Raw genomic sequence first — 18,532 nt, 5'->3', positions numbered from 1 at the left:
GCGGGCGAGAGAAGTTGTCGTACCCCGGGGCTAGAGTTGCCCAGGCGTTCCTTCTGCGCCCGCAAAACCGCTCAGATTTCCCTCGGAGCGGACAGATCCGCCTCATATTTCTCTTCCGGGAGCATCCGCACCGTGGCCGACCGTCTGATCATCCGTGGCGCGCGCGAGCACAACCTGCGTGACGTCAGTCTCGACCTGCCCCGGGACGCGCTCATCGTCTTCACCGGGCTCTCCGGCTCCGGCAAGTCGAGCCTGGCCTTCGACACCATCTTCGCCGAGGGGCAGCGCCGCTACGTCGAGTCGCTGTCGTCGTACGCCCGGCAGTTCCTCGGCCAGATGGACAAGCCGGACGTCGACTTCATCGAGGGGCTGAGCCCGGCCGTCTCCATCGACCAGAAGTCGACCTCGCGCAACCCCCGTTCCACCGTCGGCACCATCACCGAGGTCTACGACTACCTGCGGCTGCTCTTCGCCCGGATCGGCGAGCCGCACTGCCCGGTCTGCGGCGAGCGGATCTCCCGGCAGAGCCCGCAGCAGATCGTCGACCGGGTGCTGGCGATGGCCGAGGGCACCCGGTTCATGGTCCTCGCCCCGGTGGTCCGGGGCCGCAAGGGCGAGTACGTCGACCTCTTCGCCGAACTCCAGGCCAAGGGCTACGCCCGCGCCCGGGTCGACGGGGTGGTGCATCCGCTGACCGAGCCGCCGAAGCTCAAGAAGCAGGAGAAGCACACCATCGAGGTGGTGATCGACCGGCTCAGCGTCAAGGCGAGCGCCAAGCAGCGGCTGACCGACTCGGTGGAGGCCGCGCTCGGCCTCTCCGACGGCCTGGTGCTGCTCGACTTCGTCGACCTCGCCGAGGACGACCCGGCCCGGGAGCGTCGCTACTCCGAGCACCTGGCCTGCCCGAACGACCACCCGTTGGCGATCGAGGACCTGGAACCCCGGGTCTTCTCGTTCAACGCGCCCTACGGGGCCTGCCCGGAGTGCACCGGCCTGGGCACCAAGAAGGAGGTCGACCCGGAGCTGGTCGTCCCCGACCCGGAGCGCACCCTGCGCGAGGGCGCGTTGCAGCCCTGGTCCACCGGGCACAACCTGGAGTACTTCCTGCGGCTGCTGGAGGCGCTGGGCGAGAGCCAGCACTTCGACGTCGACACCCCGTGGCGGGCGCTGCCGGCGCGGGCGCAGAAGACCATCCTGCACGGCTCCGACGACCAGGTGCACGTGCGTTACCGCAACAAGTTCGGCCGGGAGCGCTCCTACTACACCGGTTTCGAGGGTGTGGTGCAGTGGATCGAGCGCCGGCACACCGACACCGAGAGCGAGTGGTCGCGGGACAAGTACGAGGGCTACATGCGCGACGTGCCCTGCGCGGCCTGCGGCGGCACCCGGCTCAAGCCCGAGGTGCTGGCGGTCACCATCGCCGGCAAGAGCATCGCCGAGGTCTGCAACCTGTCGGTGGGCGAGGCGGCCGAGCTGCTCGCCGGCATCGCGCTGACCGACCGGCAGAAGATGATCGCCGAGCGGGTGCTCAAGGAGATCAACGCCCGGTTGCGGTTCCTGCTCGACGTCGGCCTGGACTACCTCTCCCTGGACCGGGCGGCCGGCACCCTGTCCGGCGGCGAGGCGCAGCGCATCCGGCTGGCCACCCAGATCGGCTCCGGCCTGGTCGGCGTGCTCTACGTGCTCGACGAGCCGTCCATCGGCCTGCACCAGCGGGACAACCACCGGCTGATCGAGACCCTGCTGCGGCTGCGCGGCCTGGGCAACACGCTGATCGTGGTCGAGCACGACGAGGACACCATCCGGGTCGCCGACTGGATCGTCGACATCGGGCCCGGCGCGGGCGAGCACGGCGGCCGGATCGTGCACAGCGGCTCGGTGCCGGCGCTGCTGGACAATCCCGAGTCGGTGACCGGGGCGTACCTGTCGGGTCGGCGGGAGATCCCGACGCCGAAGCGACGCCGGCCGCAGACGCCGGAGCGGGAGCTGGTGGTGCACGGGGCGCGCGAGCACAACCTGCGCAACCTGACCGTGCCGTTCCCGCTCGGCCAGCTCATCGCGGTCACCGGCGTCTCCGGCTCGGGCAAGTCCACGCTGGTCAACGACATCCTGTACGCGGTGCTGGCCAACCAGATCAACGGTGCCCGGCTGGTGCCCGGCCGGCACACCCGGGTCTCCGGGCTGGAGCACGTCGACAAGGTGGTCGGTGTCGACCAGTCGCCGATCGGCCGGACGCCGCGCTCCAACCCGGCCACCTACACCGGGGTCTGGGACCACGTCCGCAAGCTGTTCGCCGAGACCACCGAGGCCAAGGTCCGGGGGTACGGGCCGGGCCGGTTCTCGTTCAACGTCAAGGGGGGGCGCTGCGAGGCGTGCTCCGGCGACGGCACCATCAAGATCGAGATGAACTTCCTGCCGGACGTCTACGTCCCGTGCGAGGTGTGCAAGGGCGCCCGGTACAACCGGGAGACCCTGGAGGTGCACTACAAGGGCAAGACCGTCTCCGACGTCCTGGAGATGCCGATCGAGGAGGCGGCCGAGTTCTTCTCCGCCATCCCGGCCATCCACCGGCACCTGCGGACGCTCAACGACGTGGGCCTGGGCTACGTACGGCTGGGCCAGTCCGCGCCGACGCTCTCCGGCGGTGAGGCGCAGCGGGTCAAGCTGGCCGCCGAGTTGCAGAAGCGGTCCACCGGCCGGACGGTCTACGTGCTCGACGAGCCCACCACCGGCCTGCACTTCGAGGACATCCGCAAGCTGCTGCTGGTGCTGGAGGGGCTGGTCGACAAGGGCAACACGGTGATCACCATCGAGCACAACCTCGACGTGATCAAGACGGCCGACTGGCTGATCGACATGGGTCCGGAGGGCGGCCACCGGGGCGGCACGGTGCTGGCCACCGGCACCCCGGAGGAGGTCGCCGAGGTCGCCGAGAGCCACACCGGTCAGTTCCTGCGGTCGGTGCTCAAGCTCGACGGGGAGGCCCGCGGCGCGAAGGCGGCGTCGACCCGGGCGGCCAGGGCCAACGGCGCGACGCCGAAGGCGCGGACCCGCAAGGTGCCGGCCGGGGCGCGCTGAGCCGACCGGGCAGCCGTGCCCGGAGATCGGGCTACCGATCCCCGGGCACAGGGTGGTCCGCTATCGTCAGCCGTCCGACGCGGTGCGGGGGGCGGGGGTGAACCGCCGGGACACCGTGGTGCGTGTGCTCAGATGCGGCCGTGAAGGCCGACGATTCCGGTGACGGACGATTCTGGTAACAGCGGTGGAGAGAAGGGCTGGAGATGAACGACGATCAGGCGCTGACCGGGGCCGGGAAGCAGACCCGACGCGCCCTGCTGGCCGGGGCGGGTGCGGTGGGGGCCTCGGTGCTCCTGACCGCCTGCGGTGACGATTCCGGTGACGAACCGACCAGCCCGGCGAGCAGCGGTGCGCCGGCCGCGTCCAACGCCGGTAGCGGGCCGGGCACCGTCGTCGCCAAGACCGCCGACATCCCGGTGGGTGGCGGGCAGGTCTACGCCGCGCAGGGAGTGGTGATCACCCAGCCGACGGCGGGGCAGTTCAAGGCGTTCGACCCGATCTGCACCCACCAGGGCTGTCCGGTGTCGAACGTCGACGGCGGGACGATCAACTGCACCTGCCACAACAGCGCGTTCGCCATCACCGACGGCGCGGCGAAGAGCGGCCCGGCGACCACCCCGCTGGCCGCCAAGCAGATCAAGGTCGAGGGCGACCAGATCGTCCTGGCCTGACCGGCGCCGGCCGGGGCGGCGGGGGTGACCCACCGCCCCGGCCGGCACCGTCGGCTCAGTGCGCGTACACCGCCATCTCCCAGAGGGAGTAGCCGTACGAGGTGGCCCGGGTCACCCCGTGCATCCGGACGTACCGGGCGTTCTCGGCGGGGAACGCCACCACGTCGGTGCCGCCGTCGCCGGCCGTGGTCGACCAGACCGTCCGCCAGCTCGACCCGTCGTTCGACACCTCGATCCGGTACGACCGGGCGTACGCCGACTCCCAGGCCAGGGTCACCCGGCCCACCTGGCGGGCCGACCCGAGGTCGACGGTGAGCCACTGGTCGTCCGCCCAGCTGCTCGCCCAGCGGGTGCCCAGGTCGGAGTCGACGGCCTTGGCCGCCCCGAAGAACAGCTCGCTGCCCGACGCGCTGACCGGCCGACCGGCGGCCAGGTTGGTCAGGTCGTCACCCCGGCGGGACGGGAACGAGACCACCTGCTGGAAGGTGGGCCGGTTCTGCCAGGCGATGGTGGCGTGCTTGATCCCGCCCAGCGGGGACTGGATGATCGCGTCCGCGCACCACTGGTCACCGGCGGCGCAGCTCGCGTCACCGGGGTACACCTGCTCAGCCGGGGTGGCCGCCGCTGTGCGCAGCGTGTCCAGCAGCACCTGCCGGCAGCCGGCCAGGTTCCCGGCGCCGCAGTAGCCCCGGCCCAGCCCGCCGCGCACCGGGTCGCCGAGCACCGCGCGCAGGTCCTTGTCGACGTAGCCCCACCAGCCGTACTGGAAGGACGAGCCCTTGTGCGACTGGGCCTCGTTGGCCGAGGTCGGCAGGTTGGACTTGTCGCCCTGCTGGTGCCCGGAGGGGGACTCGTTGATCTGGATCGCGTTGATCAGTGACTGGTAGAGGTCCGGGCCGAGCTGGTCGCGGAACATCCCCCGGACCAGCAGCGGCCACCAGGCGTCGAAGGTGCGGATCGCCTCGGCGTGCCGGTAGACCTTCGACCCCTTCGCCGTCTCCACCCGCAGCGCGCCGTCCTGCCGCCACGCCCTGAGCCGGCTGATCTCGGTGGCCAGCGTGGCGTCGGTGACGGGCTGGCTCTCCAGCACCCGGATCAGCTCGTCGAGCACCTCGGCCCCGCGCAGGTCGGTCAGGCCGGCCTGCTCGACCAGCGCGGTCAGCGAGCCCCGGTCGTACTTCCGGCCGGCGGCCAGGCCCGCCTTGAGCGGTCGGTCCAGCAGGTCGGCCCGGTGCACCGCGCCGAAGCTGTAGTTGCCGTCCGCGCCGCCGAAGTCCTTGGCCTGCTTGTTGTTCCAGCTGACGTAGTAGTCCTGGTTGACCGACCGGGGGTGGGCGGCCAGCGGGGCGTAGCCGGCGGTGTTCGTCGCCGGGTCGAAGCCCTGCCACTCGTAGGCCGGCTCGGCCTTCATCGGCAGGTTCGGGTTGGACCCGGCGGCCCGCACCGGGTTCAGCCCGGAGTTGAAGTACGCCGACTCGGTGGAGTTGACGTAGAACCAGTTGAAGGCGTACTCGACGTTGTTGGCCGAGGCGACGAAGGCGTCCGCCGAGCCCATCTGCTCCGGGTCGTTGAACATCTGGAAACCGATTGCCGAGTCGGCCTCGTGCCGGTAGGTGGACCGGAGCTGGGTGAAGGCGTGCGGCCGACCGCCGACCGTGGCCCGCCAGGCGACCAGGCCGAGCTTCGTCCGCCAGGCGACCAGCTTGTACGACCCCTTGGCGGTGCCGTCGGCGAGGGTCGGCGTCCACTTGTTGACGTGGGCGAGCTGCTCCATCGCCAGGCACTGGCCCCGGTAGAGGTAGTGGTCGGCGGCCAGGGTCGGGGTGCTGCCGTCGGTGGTGCACAGCGGCACCGCGTAGCTGTCGGTGATGTCGTGGATCGACGAGGTGGCGCTCCAGGCGTAGTCCTGGCCCCGGCCGAGCAGCACGTAGAGGTTGAGGCCGGCGAACGCCGCGCCCCGGGCGCTGATCCCCGGCCCCTGCAACTCCTGCACCATCAGCAGCTGCGGGGAGAAGTAGCCGGTCTGCGGGCCGAAGACCGCGACCGGGTGGCCGGTGGCCGAGTTGGCGGCGGAGACCACCGCCGCGTTGGACATCCCCCGGTGCGCCGGGCTGATGGTCAGCCCGGACAGCGCGGCGGCCAGCTCACCGGACGCGCTCGTGCCGGTACGGGCCGGGGCGGCGGTGCTGCCGGCGGAGCCGGTCGGGTCGGTGAAGATCGGCTCGACCCGGGCCGAGCCGGCGTCGGGCAGCACCACGCTCGCCGCGTCGGGGGAGGCGTCGCCGTACGGGAAGCTCTGTCCGTCGTGCAGGGTCAGCACGGTCTCCGGGTCGTTCTGGTTGCGGAACGCCGTCCACACCCTGTCGCCCTCGGTGGTGCCGTACTTCGCGCGGGCGGCGATCCGGACCAGCGCGGACTGCATCTCGGTGCCGCCCCCGCCGCCGAACAGCCCGCCCACCACGCCGGCGATGGCGATCAGGTCGGTGAGCTGGAACGGCTCCGGGCCGCCGGCGTTGGTGACCGCGTCGAGGTGGCCGGTGAGCACGTACTCGCCGGGGCAGTTGCGGGCGCCCATGCAGACGCCGATGTAGGCGTTGATGCCGGCGATGTACTCCTGTACGTCGGCGTAGAGCTGCTGGCCGCGCGGACCCTTGGTGCGCAGCGCCTCGACCTGCGCCTGGAGGTCCGCCTCGGTGTACGGCGAGTTGCGCCAGACGCTCTGCTCCAGCGCCCGGTTGCCGGGTGCGCCGCCGGCGAACGAGGTGAGGGTGCCCCGGCCGACGTGGCGCAGCAGGTCCATGGTGAACAGCCGGTCCTCGGCGCCGGCGTACCCCGCGCCGTACATGGTGCCGCCCCGGGTGGTGCCGGTGACGTGCGGGACACCGGTCGCCCTGTCCCGCAGGATACGGACGTCGGAGCGGGGCGAGTAGTCGCGTTCGACCTGCCCCTGCGGGACGCCGAAGGAGGCGTCGGTGAAGAACGAGCCGATCTGTTCCTCGCGCAGCCCGGCGTAGCCGTACACCAGGTCGGCGTACCGGCCGAGCTGGTCGGCGGAGTGCCGGGGCAGGGTGCCGAGGGTCTGGTTGCCGAGCACCTCGACCAGGGTGGCGTTGCCGTTCTGGCCGGGCGGCAGGATGTCGCCGCACTCGCCGAGGCAGTAGTCCTCGGGAGCGAACGCGGTACGCGGCGCGGCGGCCTCGGCCGGGGTGGTGGGCGTCGCGGTGAGCAGGGCGGCGACGCTGATGCCGGCGGTCAGACCGGCGAGCAGGCGGCGGACGGTGGGGGGACGGGGCATGGTGATCCTCCAATGAGGATGGGGATCTTTATATGAATAACATTCGGTTACCGGATGGTAATCTCCGTTGGTCGATATCGGAAGACGTCCATCGCGCGGCTGCCGGATCTTCGCCGGGTGGTACCGGGCCGGTCGGGGCGCGTGGATAGCCTTCGATCCCCCCGCTCCAGATTGGATCGTCGATGAAGGTCGTCCGTCTGCTCGCGTCCGCGACGTTGCTCGCGGTCGCGCTCACCCCGTCCGGGCCGGCCACCGCGGCCCCCGCCGCCACCGGCCCGGCCCCCGCCGCCGCGTCGCGCGGGACCGCCGCCGCCCCCACCTCGGGCGCGTTCTCCGTGCTCACCTACAACGTCGCCGGCCTGCCCGACATCATCTCCGGCGGCGACCCGGCGACCAACACCCGGCCGATCGGCGAACGGCTCGGCGGGTACGACATCGTGCACGTCCAGGAGGACTTCAACTACCACGCCGACCTGTACGCCACCGACCAGCACCCGTACCGGACCCCGACCAGCGGGGGCGTGCCGTTCGGCAGCGGCCTCAACACGCTGTCGAACTACCCGTACAGCGACTTCGCCCGGGTGAAGTGGAACTCCTGCAACGGCACCGACTGCCTCACCCCGAAGGGCTTCACCGCCAGCCGCATCCGGCTGGCCGAGGGCGTCTACGTCGACTTCTACAACGCCCACCCGAACGCCGGCAGCACCGACGCCGACCTGGCCGCCCGGCGCGCCAACATCAGCCAGCTCTCCGCGTACGTCGCGGCGAACTCGGCCGGCAACGCGGTGGTGCTGATGGGTGACCTGAACGTCCGCTACACCCGTACCGGCGACAACATCCGCGACCTGGTGGCGGCCAACGGCCTCACCGACGTCTGGGTGCAGCAGGAGCGGGGCGGCCAGCCGCCGGCCGCCGGTGACCCGGCGCTGCTCTGCGACGAGGCCAACGTGACGGACTCCTGCGAGGTGGTCGACAAGATCCTCTACCGGGGCAACAAGCTGGTCCGGCTCAGCCTGGACCGCTACCACAACGAGCACGCCCGGTTCCTCACCCCGACCGGCGGGCCGCTGTCCGACCACTACCCGCACGCCGCCTGGTTCGACTGGACCCTCGCCCCCGACCTGCGGGCCAGCGACACCTGGGGCGGCCCGCACGGCACGCCGTTCACCGACGCCGACCGGGTCGGCCCGGCGGTCACCCGGGTCACCCTGCGCGGCGGCTCCCGGCTCGACGCCGTCGGGGTGGACCTCGCCGACGGCGGCCAGCTGCGCCACGGCGGCACCGGTGGGACGGAGAGCAGCCTCACCCTGGCCCCCGGCGAGCGGGTCACCCAGGTCACCCTCACCCAGGGCCAGAAGGACGGCCGGACCCGGATCTTCTCGGCCCGGCTCACCACCGACCAGGGCCGCACCCTCACCGCCGGCACGCCCACCTCGGCGGCGGTCACCCTCACCGCGCCCCCCGGTGGCCGGCTCGCCGGGTTCTTCGGCCGCAGCGGCAGCGAGGTCGACCAGCTCGGCGTGATCTGGAGTGTCAGCGGTAACGGTTAGTCTCGGTGCCGTGGCTGATCCCTCGACCTACCGCCCGGCGTCCGGCACGATCCCCGAGTCCCCCGGGGTCTACCGGTTCCGGGACGGCACCGGCCGGGTGATCTACGTCGGCAAGGCCAAGAACCTGCGTGCCCGGCTCAACTCCTACTTCGGCGATCTGCTGGGTCTGCACGAGCGGACCCGGCAGATGGTCACCACCGCCGAGTCGGTCGACTGGATGACCGTCGCCACCGAGGTCGACGCCCTCCAGCAGGAGTTCACCTGGATCAAGCAGTACGACCCCCGGTTCAACGTCCGGTACCGCGACGACAAGTCGTACCCGTACCTGGCGGTCACCCTCGACGAGGAATACCCGCGGCTGCAGGTCATGCGGGGTGCGAAGCGTAAGGGCGTGCGGTACTTCGGGCCGTACTCGCACGCCTGGGCGATCCGCGAGACGCTCGACCTGTTGCTGCGGGTCTTCCCCGCCCGCACCTGCTCCGCCGGGGTGTTCAAGCGGGCCGGGCAGGTGGGTCGCCCCTGCCTGCTCGGCTACATCGGCAAGTGCTCCGCGCCCTGCGTGGGCACCGTCTCCGCCGACGCGCACCGGGCGATCGTCGACAACTTCTGCGAGTTCATGGCCGGTCGCACCGACAGCATGGTGCGCCGCCTCGAACGCGAGATGACCGAGGCCAGCGAGCAGTTGGAGTTCGAGCGGGCGGCCCGGCTACGCGACGACGTGGCCGCCCTGCGCCGGGCCATGGAGAAGCAGACGGTGGTGCTCGGTGACGGCACCGACGCCGACGTGGTCGCCTTCGCCGACGACCCCCTCGAAGCCGCCGTGCAGGTCTTCCACGTCCGTGACGGCCGGGTCCGCGGCCAGCGTGGCTGGGTGGTGGAGAAGACCGAGGAGCTGACCACCGGTGACCTGGTGCACCACTTCTGCACCCAGGTCTACGGCGGTGAGCAGGGCGAGGCGGACGTCCCCCGGGAGCTGCTCGTCCCCGAGCTGCCCGCCGACGCCGAGGCGCTCGCCGACTGGCTCAGCGCCCGCCGGGGCAGCCGGGTGTCACTGCGGGTGCCCCAGCGCGGCGACAAGAAGACCCTGCTGGAGACGGTGGGCCGCAACGCCAAGGACGCGCTGGCCCGGCACAAGCTCAAGCGGGCCGGTGACCTCACCACCCGGGGCAAGGCGCTCGACGAGATCAGCGAGGCGCTCGGGATGCGTACCGCGCCGCTGCGCATCGAGTGCTTCGACGTCTCCCAGATCCAGGGCACCGACGTGGTGGCCAGCATGGTCGTCTTCGAGGACGGGCTGCCCCGCAAGAGCGAGTACCGCCGGTTCATCGTCCGGGGGGCCACCGACGACCTGTCGGCGATGTCCGAGGTGCTGCGTCGCCGCTTCGCCCGTTACCTCGACGCCCGCGCCGAGACGGGCGAGCTGGGCGAGGAGACCGCGTCCGACCCCGACCGCCCCGGCATCGACCCGGCCACCGGTCGGCCGCGCCGGTTCGCGTACCCGCCGCAGCTGGTGATCGTCGACGGGGGTGCCCCGCAGGTGGCGGCGGCGGCCCAGGCGCTGGCCGAGCTGGGCATCGACGACGTGGCGCTGTGCGGGCTGGCCAAGCGGCTGGAGGAGGTCTGGCTCCCCGACGACGACTACCCGGTCATCCTGCCGCGCACCTCCGAGGGGCTGTACCTGCTGCAACGCGCCCGCGACGAGGCGCACCGGTTCGCCATCACCTTCCACCGGCAGCGGCGTTCCAAGCGGATGACCGAATCGGCCCTGGACACCGTTCCCGGCCTCGGCGAGGTCCGCCGCAAGGCGCTGCTGCACCACTTCGGTTCGCTCAAGCGGCTCTCCGCGGCCACCGTGGAGGAGATCGTCGAGGTGCCCGGGGTCGGCCGCCGCACCGCCGAGGCGATCCTCGCGGCCCTCGACGGCGACCCGAAGACCACCGCCCCCACCCCGACCGACTGACGGCGGTCAGGGCTGGTCGGCGAGGACGGCGAGGATGGACTCGCCGTACTTGGCGAGCTTGTTCTCGCCGACGCCGCTGATCCGGGACAGCTCGGCCAGCGAGGTGGGCGCGTCGGTGGCGATCTGCCGCAGCGTCGCGTCGTGGAAGATGACGTACGCGGGCACGCCCTGTTCCTTGGCGGTGGCCCCCCGCCAGGCCCGCAGCCGCTCGAACAGCGACCCGGCCGCCGGGGAGAGCTCCGCGACCACGGTGGCCGCGCCGCGCGGCTTGGCCGAGCGGGTCGGGGCGACCTTCTCCGGCTCCCGGCGCATGGTGACCGTGCGGCGGCGGGCCAGCACCTCGGTGCTGGCCTCGGTGAGCGCCAGCGTGCCGTAGTCGCCCTCGACCGCCAGCAGCCCCTCGGCGAGCAGTTGCCGGACCACCCCGCGCCACTCCGCCTCGCGCAGCTCGGTGCCGATGCCGAAGGTGCTCAGTGCGTCGTGGCCGTACTGGCTGATCTTGTCGTTCTGCTTGCCGAGCAGGATGTCGATGCAGTGCCCCGCGCCGAAGCGCTGGTTGCGTTCCCGGTCGAGCCGGTAGACGGTGGAGAGCAGCTTCTGCGCGGCCACCGTGCCGTCCCAGGTCTCCGGCGGGGTCAGGCAGGTGTCGCAGTTGCCGCAGTCGCCCGTGCCGGGCTGGCCGAAGTATTCGAGCAGCTGCACCCGCCGGCAGCGGACCGTCTCGCAGAGCGCCAGCATGGCGTCCAGGTGGGTGGCGAGGTTACGCCGGTGGGCGAGGTCGCCGTCGGACGTCTCGATCATCTTGCGCTGCTGCACCACGTCCTGGAGGCCGTAGGCGAGCCAGGCGGTCGACGGCAGGCCGTCCCGGCCGGCCCGACCGGTCTCCTGGTAGTAACCCTCGACCGACTTCGGCAGGTCGAGGTGGGCCACGAACCGGACGTCCGGCTTGTCGATGCCCATCCCGAAGGCGATCGTGGCGACCATGACCAGGCCGTCCTCGCGCAGGAAGCGCTGCTGGTTGGCGGCGCGGGTGCCCGCGTCCAGGCCGGCGTGGTAGGGCAGCGCGGCGACCCCGTTGGCGACCAGGAACTCGGCGGTCTTGTCCACCGAGGCCCGGGACAGGCAGTAGACGATCCCGGCGTCACCCGGGTGCTCGTCGCGCAGCAGGGTCAGCAACTGCTTGCGCGGCTCCTTCTTGGGCACGATCCGGTACTGGATGTTGGGCCGGTCGAAGCTCGCCACGAAGTGCTTCGCCCCGGTGAGCTGGAGCCGGGTGGCGATCTCGGCCCGGGTGGCGCTGGTGGCGGTCGCGGTCAGCGCGATCCGGGGCACCGCCGGCCACCGTTCGTGCAGCATCGACAGGGCCAGGTAGTCCGGGCGGAAGTCGTGCCCCCACTGGGACACGCAGTGCGCCTCGTCGATGGCGAACAGGCCGATCCGGCCCCGGTCGAGCAGCTGCTGCACGCCCCGGGTGCCCAGCGCCTCCGGGGCGAGGTAGAGCAGATCCAGCTCCCCGTCGACGAACGCCTGCTCGACCGTGCGCCGGGCCGCGTAGTCCTGCGTCGAGTTGAGGAAGCCGGCGCGCACGCCGACCGCCGTCAGCGCGTCGACCTGGTCCTGCATGAGGGCGATCAGCGGGGAGACGACCACCGCGACGCCGTCGCGGACCAGGGCGGGGACCTGGTAGCACAGCGACTTGCCGCCACCGGTGGGCATCAGCACCAGGGCGTCCCCGCCGGCCACCACGTGGTCGATGACCTCCTGCTGGAAGCCCCGGAAGGCGTCGTAGCCGAAGACCCGGCGGAGCACGTCGAGGGCATCGGAGGCGCGCAGCTCGGTGGGGGAGGCCATCCGGGGAGTGTACGGACCCGCCCCGACAACGCCGTCCACGACGCCCCCGCCGCCGGTGCGCCCCGGATGCGGTGCCGATCACTGCCGCGCCCCTCACCCGGGGCTGTCGCCGTCGCCCCAGCACAGCCCGCCGAGGCCCGCCGCGCTGTGGAAGCCGGGATGCCCGGTGACGTCCATGCAGACTTCCCCGTCGGGGCCGATCCGGCCGCAGAACACCGGCTCGACGTGGTTCCAGGCGTCGGCCCGGGACAGCAGCGCGGCGTTCGCGGCCAACTCGGGGCGCAGGATCGTCAGCCCCTCCGTGTAGACGACGGCCTGGTCGCGGGCCTCGCCCAGGTCGGCCGCCAGGTAGGACAGGTGCAGCGTCCACCGACGGTCCGGCTGGTAGGCCCCGGCCGGCGGCCCGTTGCGGTCCGACCGCCGCTCGCGCTCGGTCAGATAGCGGGTGACCACCGAGTCGGCGTACGACGAGAGGGCGTCCGGCGTCGCCAGCGCGTGCGCAATGGCGGCCCGGACCCGCTCGGACACGTCGGCCCGGTCGAGCATGGCGGCCAGGTCACGACGAAACTCGGACCCGGACCGCCCCCACCGCGAAGATCGGTTGTCAGTCAATGCTGCCTCCGGATTTCGTTGGGCCTCAACAGCTTGGCGCATTGAGCCTGCACCAATGCAAGCGATCTTGCAACGTAGCATCAATGTGTGCCAGACTGCTTCGGTTGAGACTCCTTGGTTTCATGTCCGCATCCGGTGGTCGGGAGGTACTGCTATGGCATCGACCGCGAGTCCGACGATTCGTGCGCGTCGACTGCGTCGTGAACTCCGTCGACTGCGTGATCAGCGAGGTCTGACGGTTGAAGACGTCGCTCGCTCGGTGGGGTGGCATCGAGCGAAGGTGATCCGAATCGAACAGGGGCACAGCGGGATCGCTGCGGACGGCCTGCGGAAGCTCCTGGATCTCTACGACGCATCCCCTGAGGAGCGGGATGCCCTGGCCGGTCTTGCGCGTCAGGCGCGGCAGAAGGGCTGGTGGAGCGTGTACGGCGACGTGCTGCCCGACGACTACGTCGGCTTCGAGGCGGAGGCGGAGTCGATCAGCACGTTCCAGAGCCTTCACGTCCCAGGTCTGTTGCAGACCGAGGAATACGCGCGGGCAGTCATCCATGCTGGACGCGCGACTGCCGGCAAGGACGAAGTCGACCGAGTCATCGCGGCGCGTCAGGCACGAAAGGTGCTGCTCACGCGCGATGTCCCTCCGAAGCTCTGGATCATTCTGGACGAGGCTGCGGTGCGGCGAGTCGTTGGTGGTGCCAAGGTCATGAGCGTTCAGTTGGGGCGCATCATCGAGGCATGTCAGCTACCAGCCGTCGAGGTGCAGGTGCTGCCCTTCGCTGCGGGGGCGCACGCCTCGATGGGCGGTGCTTTCACGATTCTCGACTATGCGGAGCCAGCCCTCGACCCGACCATCGTCTACGTGGACAACGACATCAACACCCTCCTGCTGGAGGAGGAGCAGCAGGTTGCGCGATATAAACTCGTCTTCGACCACCTACGTGCGAAGGCGCTCGACCCTGACCAGTCTGCCGATTTTCTCGTCAGGATCTCCGCCGAGCTTCAAGACTGAGTCTTGGCCTGAGGAGCACCCCGATGAACCCGACCCACCCTGCGAACGTGATCTGGCGTAAGAGCGCTCGTAGTAGCGCAAATGGTTCGGATTGCGTTGAGGTGGGTGAACTTCCCGAGGGGTTGGCGGTGCGGGACTCCAAGGACCCGGGCGGCCCCGCACTCCTCTTCGACCGGGGCGCCTGGTCGTCGTTCGTCGTCGGCCTGCGGCGTGGCCTGCGCGGCTGACTCGCTCGCCGGGCGGTCTCCGCCCTGACGTCGGCGGCGTCACCCGCACCCGGTTAGATGGTCGGATGGCGGTACGCATCGATATCGAAGCCCTCCGGGACGAGGCTGGACCGATCGCCTGTGCGGCGGCGGACAAGCTCCGGGCAGCCGGCCAGCCAGCGGAGATCATGGCGGTGGGCGGGGGAGTCTCCGGCGTGATCCGGGAAGCCGGGCAACCGCCGTACGAGGTCTGGGTGGGGGTCACGGCGGACGGCTTCACCGTCGAGTGCGACTGCCCGGCCGGTGCGGTGTTGTGCGGGCACGCGGTGGCCCTCACCGCCGCCGGCCTGGAAGACGGAGTCGCGTGGTCCTCGGCGGCCACCCCGCCGTCGGCCCTGGCGATCGACCCGAAGGTCGCTGAGCTGGCCGAACTCGCGCGCGGCATCCCGGCCGGGAGGCTGGCGTCGCTGGTGGCCGAGTGGGCGGTCACCGATCGCGTGCTGGAGCACAGGTTGCGGGCGCAGGCTGGTCAGCTCGCGCCGCTCACCGTCGCCGAGCTGGACGGCATCCGGCACACGATCGACACCCTCGCCCGCGAGGCGACCGGCGGTGACCGGTGGGACCTGCACGACGTGGAGAAGGCCGGCCGGGCGATCGTCGAGGAGGTCGAGGTGCTCGCCCAACGGCCGCCGAGCGAGGAGACGCTGCTGCTGGTCGAGCGGGCCGCCCGCGCCTGGGACGGCCTCGCCGGCTACCTCTGGGACGCCTGGGAGACGTACGAGGAGGAGCCGGCCGAGATCGGCGGCGCGTTGCGGGCGGCGCACGTCCGGCTCTGCGAGCAGGTACGGCCGGATCCTGACGACCTGGCCGCCCGGCTGGCGGAGATCATCGGGGCGGCCGAGGTCGACTCCTGTCTCGACGAGCGGGAGGACTACCTCGGCGTGCTCGGTCGGGACCGGGTCAGGGCGCTGCGGAGCCGCCGCTGACGCTCGCGACCGCCGAGGGGCCACACACCTCCCGGACCGCGGTATGCCTGTCCGTCATAACTATGACGGACAGGCATACCGCTGCGTGTGGAGTGATGCCCCGGCAGTCGGTGCCGGTCGGGTGACGGTCCGCGCCGCGATCGGGCTTCGCGCCGCCGGCCGGGTCCGCGCTGAGGCCGGGTCCGCGCCGCGATCGGCTTCACACTGTCGGCCGGGTCCGCGCTGTCGGCCGGGTCCGCGCTGGCGGCCGGGTCCGCGCTGGCGGCCGGATCCGCGCTGGCGGGCGACCCGCCATCGGCCGTGCGGGGATCGACGCCGCCCGCCGGGATAGAGTCGTCGACTGACCATGCGCGGCCGGTCCACCGGGGCGCGGCGCGACGTACTCGGGGGTAACAGCGGTGAGCGAGGCGCGGACAGCCGGCGGGTACGTCGAGGGCGGCACGGCGGAGTCGGACACCACGCTGGTGGTGGTCACCGGCCTGTCCGGCGGTGGCCGCAGCACGGTGGCCCGCGCCCTGGAGAACGTCGGCTACTACGTGGTGGACAACCTGCCGCAGGCGCTGATGCTGGACATGGCCGAGCTGGCGATGAAGGCCGGCGGCGCGGCCCGGCGTACCGCGATGGTGCTGGACGTGCGGTCGCGGGCCTTCTCCACCGACCTGGCCGGGGCGATCCGGGAGCTGAAGGACCGGGGCTTCTCGCCCCGGGTGGTCTTCGTCGACGCCGACGACGAGGTGCTGATCAGGCGGTTCGAGAGCGTCCGCCGGTCGCACCCGTTGCAGGGTGAGGGGCGGCTCGCCGACGGGATCGCCGTCGAGCGGGAGCTGCTGGAGGAGGCCCGGGACCAGGCCGATGTGATCATCGACACCAGCCACCTCAACGTCAACCAGCTCCGTCGCCGGGTCGAGGAGCTGTTCGGCGGCGAGGATGCCCGTCGGCTGCGACTCACCGTGCTCTCCTTCGGCTTCAAGTACGGCCTGCCGCCGGACGCCGATTTCGTGCTCGACGCCCGGTTCCTGCCGAATCCGTACTGGGTGCCCGAGCTGCGGGAGCACACCGGTCGGGAGCCGGCGGTCAGCGCGTACGTGCTCGGGCAGGAGGGCGCGGACACCTTCGTCGCCTCGTACGCCGACCTGGTCAACGCCACCACCGCCGGATTCGAGCGGGAGGGCAAGCGCTACCTGACGGTGGCGGTCGGCTGCACCGGCGGCAAGCACCGCAGCGTGGCGATTGCCGAGGAGTTGGCCGAGCGGCTGCGCCAGTCGGGGCTGGCCGCCAACGCGCAGCACCGGGACCTGGGGCGGGAATGACGGCGACGTCGGTGGTCGCCTTCGGCGGTGGGCACGGCCTGTCCGCCTCGCTGCGGGCACTGCGACACTGCGCCGGGGAACTGGACCTGGACATCACCGCCGTGGTCACCGTCGGCGACGACGGCGGTTCCAGCGGCCGGCTGCGGGCCGAACGCGGCGGCCTGCCCCCGGGTGACCTGCGGCAGGCGCTGGTCGCGCTGGCCGGGGACCATCCGGCCACCCGGCGCAGCGCCGGGCTGTTCCAGCACCGGTTCACCGGCGACCCGCGGGACGGGCTGGCCGGGCACGCGGTGGGCAACCTGGTGCTCTGCGGCCTGATGGAGCAGCTCGGCGACCCGGTCGCCGCGCTGGCACACGCCGGGGCGATGCTCGGCACGGTCGGCCGGGTGCTGCCGATGTCCGCGCAGCCGGTGGACATCGAGGCCCGGGTACGCGGCGTCGACCCGGCCCGCCCCGACGAGCGGCGCACCGTGCGCGGTCAGCACCAGGTGGCGGTGACCACCGGCACGGTGGAGGCGCTGCGGCTCACCCCGGACACCCCGGTGGCCTGCCCGGAGGCGGTGGCCGCGGTCGGCGGTGCGGACTGGCTGATCTTCGGGCCGGGTAGCTGGTACACCAGCGTGCTGCCGCACCTGCTGGTGCCGGGGCTGGCCGAGGCGATCGTGACCAGCCCGGCCCGTCGGCTGGTCACCCTCAACCTGGCTGCCGAGCAGGAGACCCTGGGTCTCTCGGTGGCCGACCATCTGGCCGCGCTGCGGTGGTACCTTCCGCAACTCACCGTGGACTACGTGGTGGCCGACTCCAAAGCGGTGGGTGACCCGGAACCGGTCGGGCGTGCGGCAGAATCGCTGGGTGCCCGGTTGGTCCTCGCCCCGGTCGCCGTCGACGACGGCACGCCCCGTCACGATCCGGCCGCCCTGGCTGCCGCACTGGTGCCTGTCCTGGGCGCCGATCGTTAAGCACGTACGTAATCACCGGCGACACGCCGGTACCGGTCCGTGAGGGGGCGCACAATGGCGATGACGGCTGCGGTCAAGGACGAGCTGAGCCGGGTCGACGTGCCCAAGCCCTGCTGCCGGCGGGCGGAGATGGCCGCCCTGCTGCGCTTCGCCGGTGGGCTGCACATCGTCTCCGGCCGGGTGGTGGTGGAGGCGGAGCTGGACACCGGGGCGGTGGCCCGCCGGCTGCGCCGGGAGATCGCCGAGGTGTACGGCTACCCCAGCGAGATCCACGTGCTCGCCTCGGGCGGGCTGCGCAAGGGCAGCCACTTCATCGTCCGGGTGGTCAAGGACGGCGAGGCGCTGGCCCGGCAGACCGGCCTGCTCGACGTCCGGGGTCGACCGGTACGCGGCCTGCCACCGCACGTGGTGGCGGCGAACGTCTGCTGCGCGGTGTCGGCCTGGCGGGGCGCGTTCATGGCGCACGGCTCGCTGACCGAACCGGGCCGCTCCAGTGCGTTGGAGATCACCTGCCCCGGCCCGGAGTCGGCGCTGGCCCTGGTCGGCGCGGCCCGTCGGATCGGCATCACCGCCAAGAACCGGGAGGTGCGCGGGGTGGACCGGGTGGTGGTCAAGGACGGCGACGCGATCGCCGCGCTGCTCACCCGGATCGGCGCGCACTCCAGCGTGCTGGCCTGGGAGGAGCGTCGGGTACGCCGCGAGGTGCGGGCCACCGCCAACCGGCTGGCGAACTTCGACGACGCCAACCTGCGTCGCTCGGCGCGGGCCGCGGTGGCCGCCGCCGCCCGGGTCACCCGGGCGCTGGAGATCCTCGCCGACGACGCCCCGAACCACCTCACCTCGGCCGGTCAGCTGAGGCTGGAGCACCGGCAGGCGTCGCTGGAGGAGCTGGGCGCGCTGGCCGACCCGCCGTTGACCAAGGACGCGATCGCCGGCCGGATCCGCCGGCTGCTGGCGCTCGCCGACAAACGCGCCCGTGACCTGGGCATCCCGGATACCGAAGCGGCCGTCACGCCGGACATGCTCGTGGTCTGATAGGACGGTG

The 18,532-nt window shown here is 71.9% G+C and carries 13 protein-coding genes; 10 read left to right on the top strand and 3 right to left on the bottom strand.

Annotation, left to right across the window (positions count from 1 at the left end; genetic code table 11):
- Positions 1-132 precede the first annotated feature (132 nt).
- Positions 133-3,078, top strand: a complete 2,946-nt coding sequence (gene uvrA, locus O7625_RS28120; protein WP_282342818.1) for an excinuclease ABC subunit UvrA — start codon at positions 133-135, stop codon at positions 3,076-3,078.
- A 203-nt stretch (positions 3,079-3,281) separates the two neighbouring features.
- The gene (locus O7625_RS28115) at positions 3,282-3,749 is read left to right on the top strand and encodes a Rieske (2Fe-2S) protein (RefSeq protein ID WP_282342817.1); all 468 of its coding nucleotides are present in this window, start codon (positions 3,282-3,284) and stop codon (positions 3,747-3,749) included.
- Between the two features lie 55 nt (positions 3,750-3,804).
- Here O7625_RS28115 and O7625_RS28110 read toward each other — a convergent pair whose 3' ends face one another.
- Complete coding sequence (locus tag O7625_RS28110) at positions 3,805-7,044, bottom strand: penicillin acylase family protein (RefSeq protein ID WP_282342815.1); 3,240 nt, start codon at positions 7,042-7,044, stop codon at positions 3,805-3,807.
- Positions 7,045-7,226: 182 nt separating this feature from the next.
- Here O7625_RS28110 and O7625_RS28105 point away from each other — a divergent pair, with 182 nt between their 5' ends.
- Positions 7,227-8,594 carry an endonuclease/exonuclease/phosphatase family protein gene (locus O7625_RS28105; RefSeq protein ID WP_282342814.1) on the top strand — a complete coding sequence of 456 codons (1,368 nt, stop codon included), beginning with the start codon at positions 7,227-7,229 and terminating at the stop codon, positions 8,592-8,594.
- Between the two features lie 10 nt (positions 8,595-8,604).
- Entirely contained in the window at positions 8,605-10,554 is a 1,950-nt protein-coding gene (uvrC, locus tag O7625_RS28100) for an excinuclease ABC subunit UvrC (RefSeq protein ID WP_282342812.1), read from the top strand.
- A 6-nt stretch (positions 10,555-10,560) separates the two neighbouring features.
- Here the strand turns inward: uvrC and recQ are convergent, their stop codons facing one another.
- Positions 10,561-12,405, bottom strand: coding sequence for a DNA helicase RecQ (gene recQ / locus O7625_RS28095; protein WP_282342811.1), 1,845 nt, complete (start codon positions 12,403-12,405; stop codon positions 10,561-10,563).
- A gap of 93 nt (positions 12,406-12,498) precedes the next feature.
- Positions 12,499-12,951 (bottom strand): hypothetical protein, encoded by a 453-nt coding sequence (locus tag O7625_RS28090; RefSeq protein ID WP_282342810.1) that lies wholly within the window; start codon positions 12,949-12,951, stop codon positions 12,499-12,501.
- A gap of 220 nt (positions 12,952-13,171) precedes the next feature.
- On the opposite strand from O7625_RS28090, the gene O7625_RS28085 reads away from it, so the two are divergent.
- The 6 genes from O7625_RS28085 to whiA all read left to right on the top strand — a co-directional run bounded on the left by O7625_RS28085 (position 13,172) and on the right by whiA (position 18,522).
- A complete protein-coding gene (locus tag O7625_RS28085; RefSeq protein ID WP_282342808.1) occupies positions 13,172-14,026 on the top strand; it encodes a helix-turn-helix transcriptional regulator in 855 nt (284 codons plus the stop codon).
- 23 nt (positions 14,027-14,049) lie between these two features.
- The gene (locus O7625_RS28080; protein ID WP_282342806.1) at positions 14,050-14,253 is read left to right on the top strand and encodes a DUF397 domain-containing protein; all 204 of its coding nucleotides are present in this window, start codon (positions 14,050-14,052) and stop codon (positions 14,251-14,253) included.
- A 65-nt stretch (positions 14,254-14,318) separates the two neighbouring features.
- Positions 14,319-15,218 carry a hypothetical protein gene (locus tag O7625_RS28075; RefSeq protein WP_282342804.1) on the top strand — a complete coding sequence of 300 codons (900 nt, stop codon included), beginning with the start codon at positions 14,319-14,321 and terminating at the stop codon, positions 15,216-15,218.
- 398 nt (positions 15,219-15,616) lie between these two features.
- Positions 15,617-16,528 carry an RNase adapter RapZ gene (gene rapZ, locus O7625_RS28070; RefSeq protein WP_282342802.1) on the top strand — a complete coding sequence of 304 codons (912 nt, stop codon included), beginning with the start codon at positions 15,617-15,619 and terminating at the stop codon, positions 16,526-16,528.
- A complete protein-coding gene (gene yvcK / locus O7625_RS28065; protein WP_282342800.1) occupies positions 16,525-17,487 on the top strand; it encodes a uridine diphosphate-N-acetylglucosamine-binding protein YvcK in 963 nt (320 codons plus the stop codon). Before rapZ ends, yvcK begins: the two co-directional genes overlap by 4 nt.
- A 54-nt stretch (positions 17,488-17,541) precedes the next feature.
- Complete coding sequence (whiA, locus tag O7625_RS28060; protein WP_067304387.1) at positions 17,542-18,522, top strand: DNA-binding protein WhiA; 981 nt, start codon at positions 17,542-17,544, stop codon at positions 18,520-18,522.
- Positions 18,523-18,532: the final 10 nt, after the last annotated feature.

Source organism: Micromonospora sp. WMMD714, assembly GCF_029581315.1.
GTDB classification, from domain to species: domain Bacteria; phylum Actinomycetota; class Actinomycetes; order Mycobacteriales; family Micromonosporaceae; genus Micromonospora; species Micromonospora rifamycinica.
Note: the sequence above shows the minus strand (reverse complement) of the source record. Positions and strands in the feature narration are given on the sequence as shown.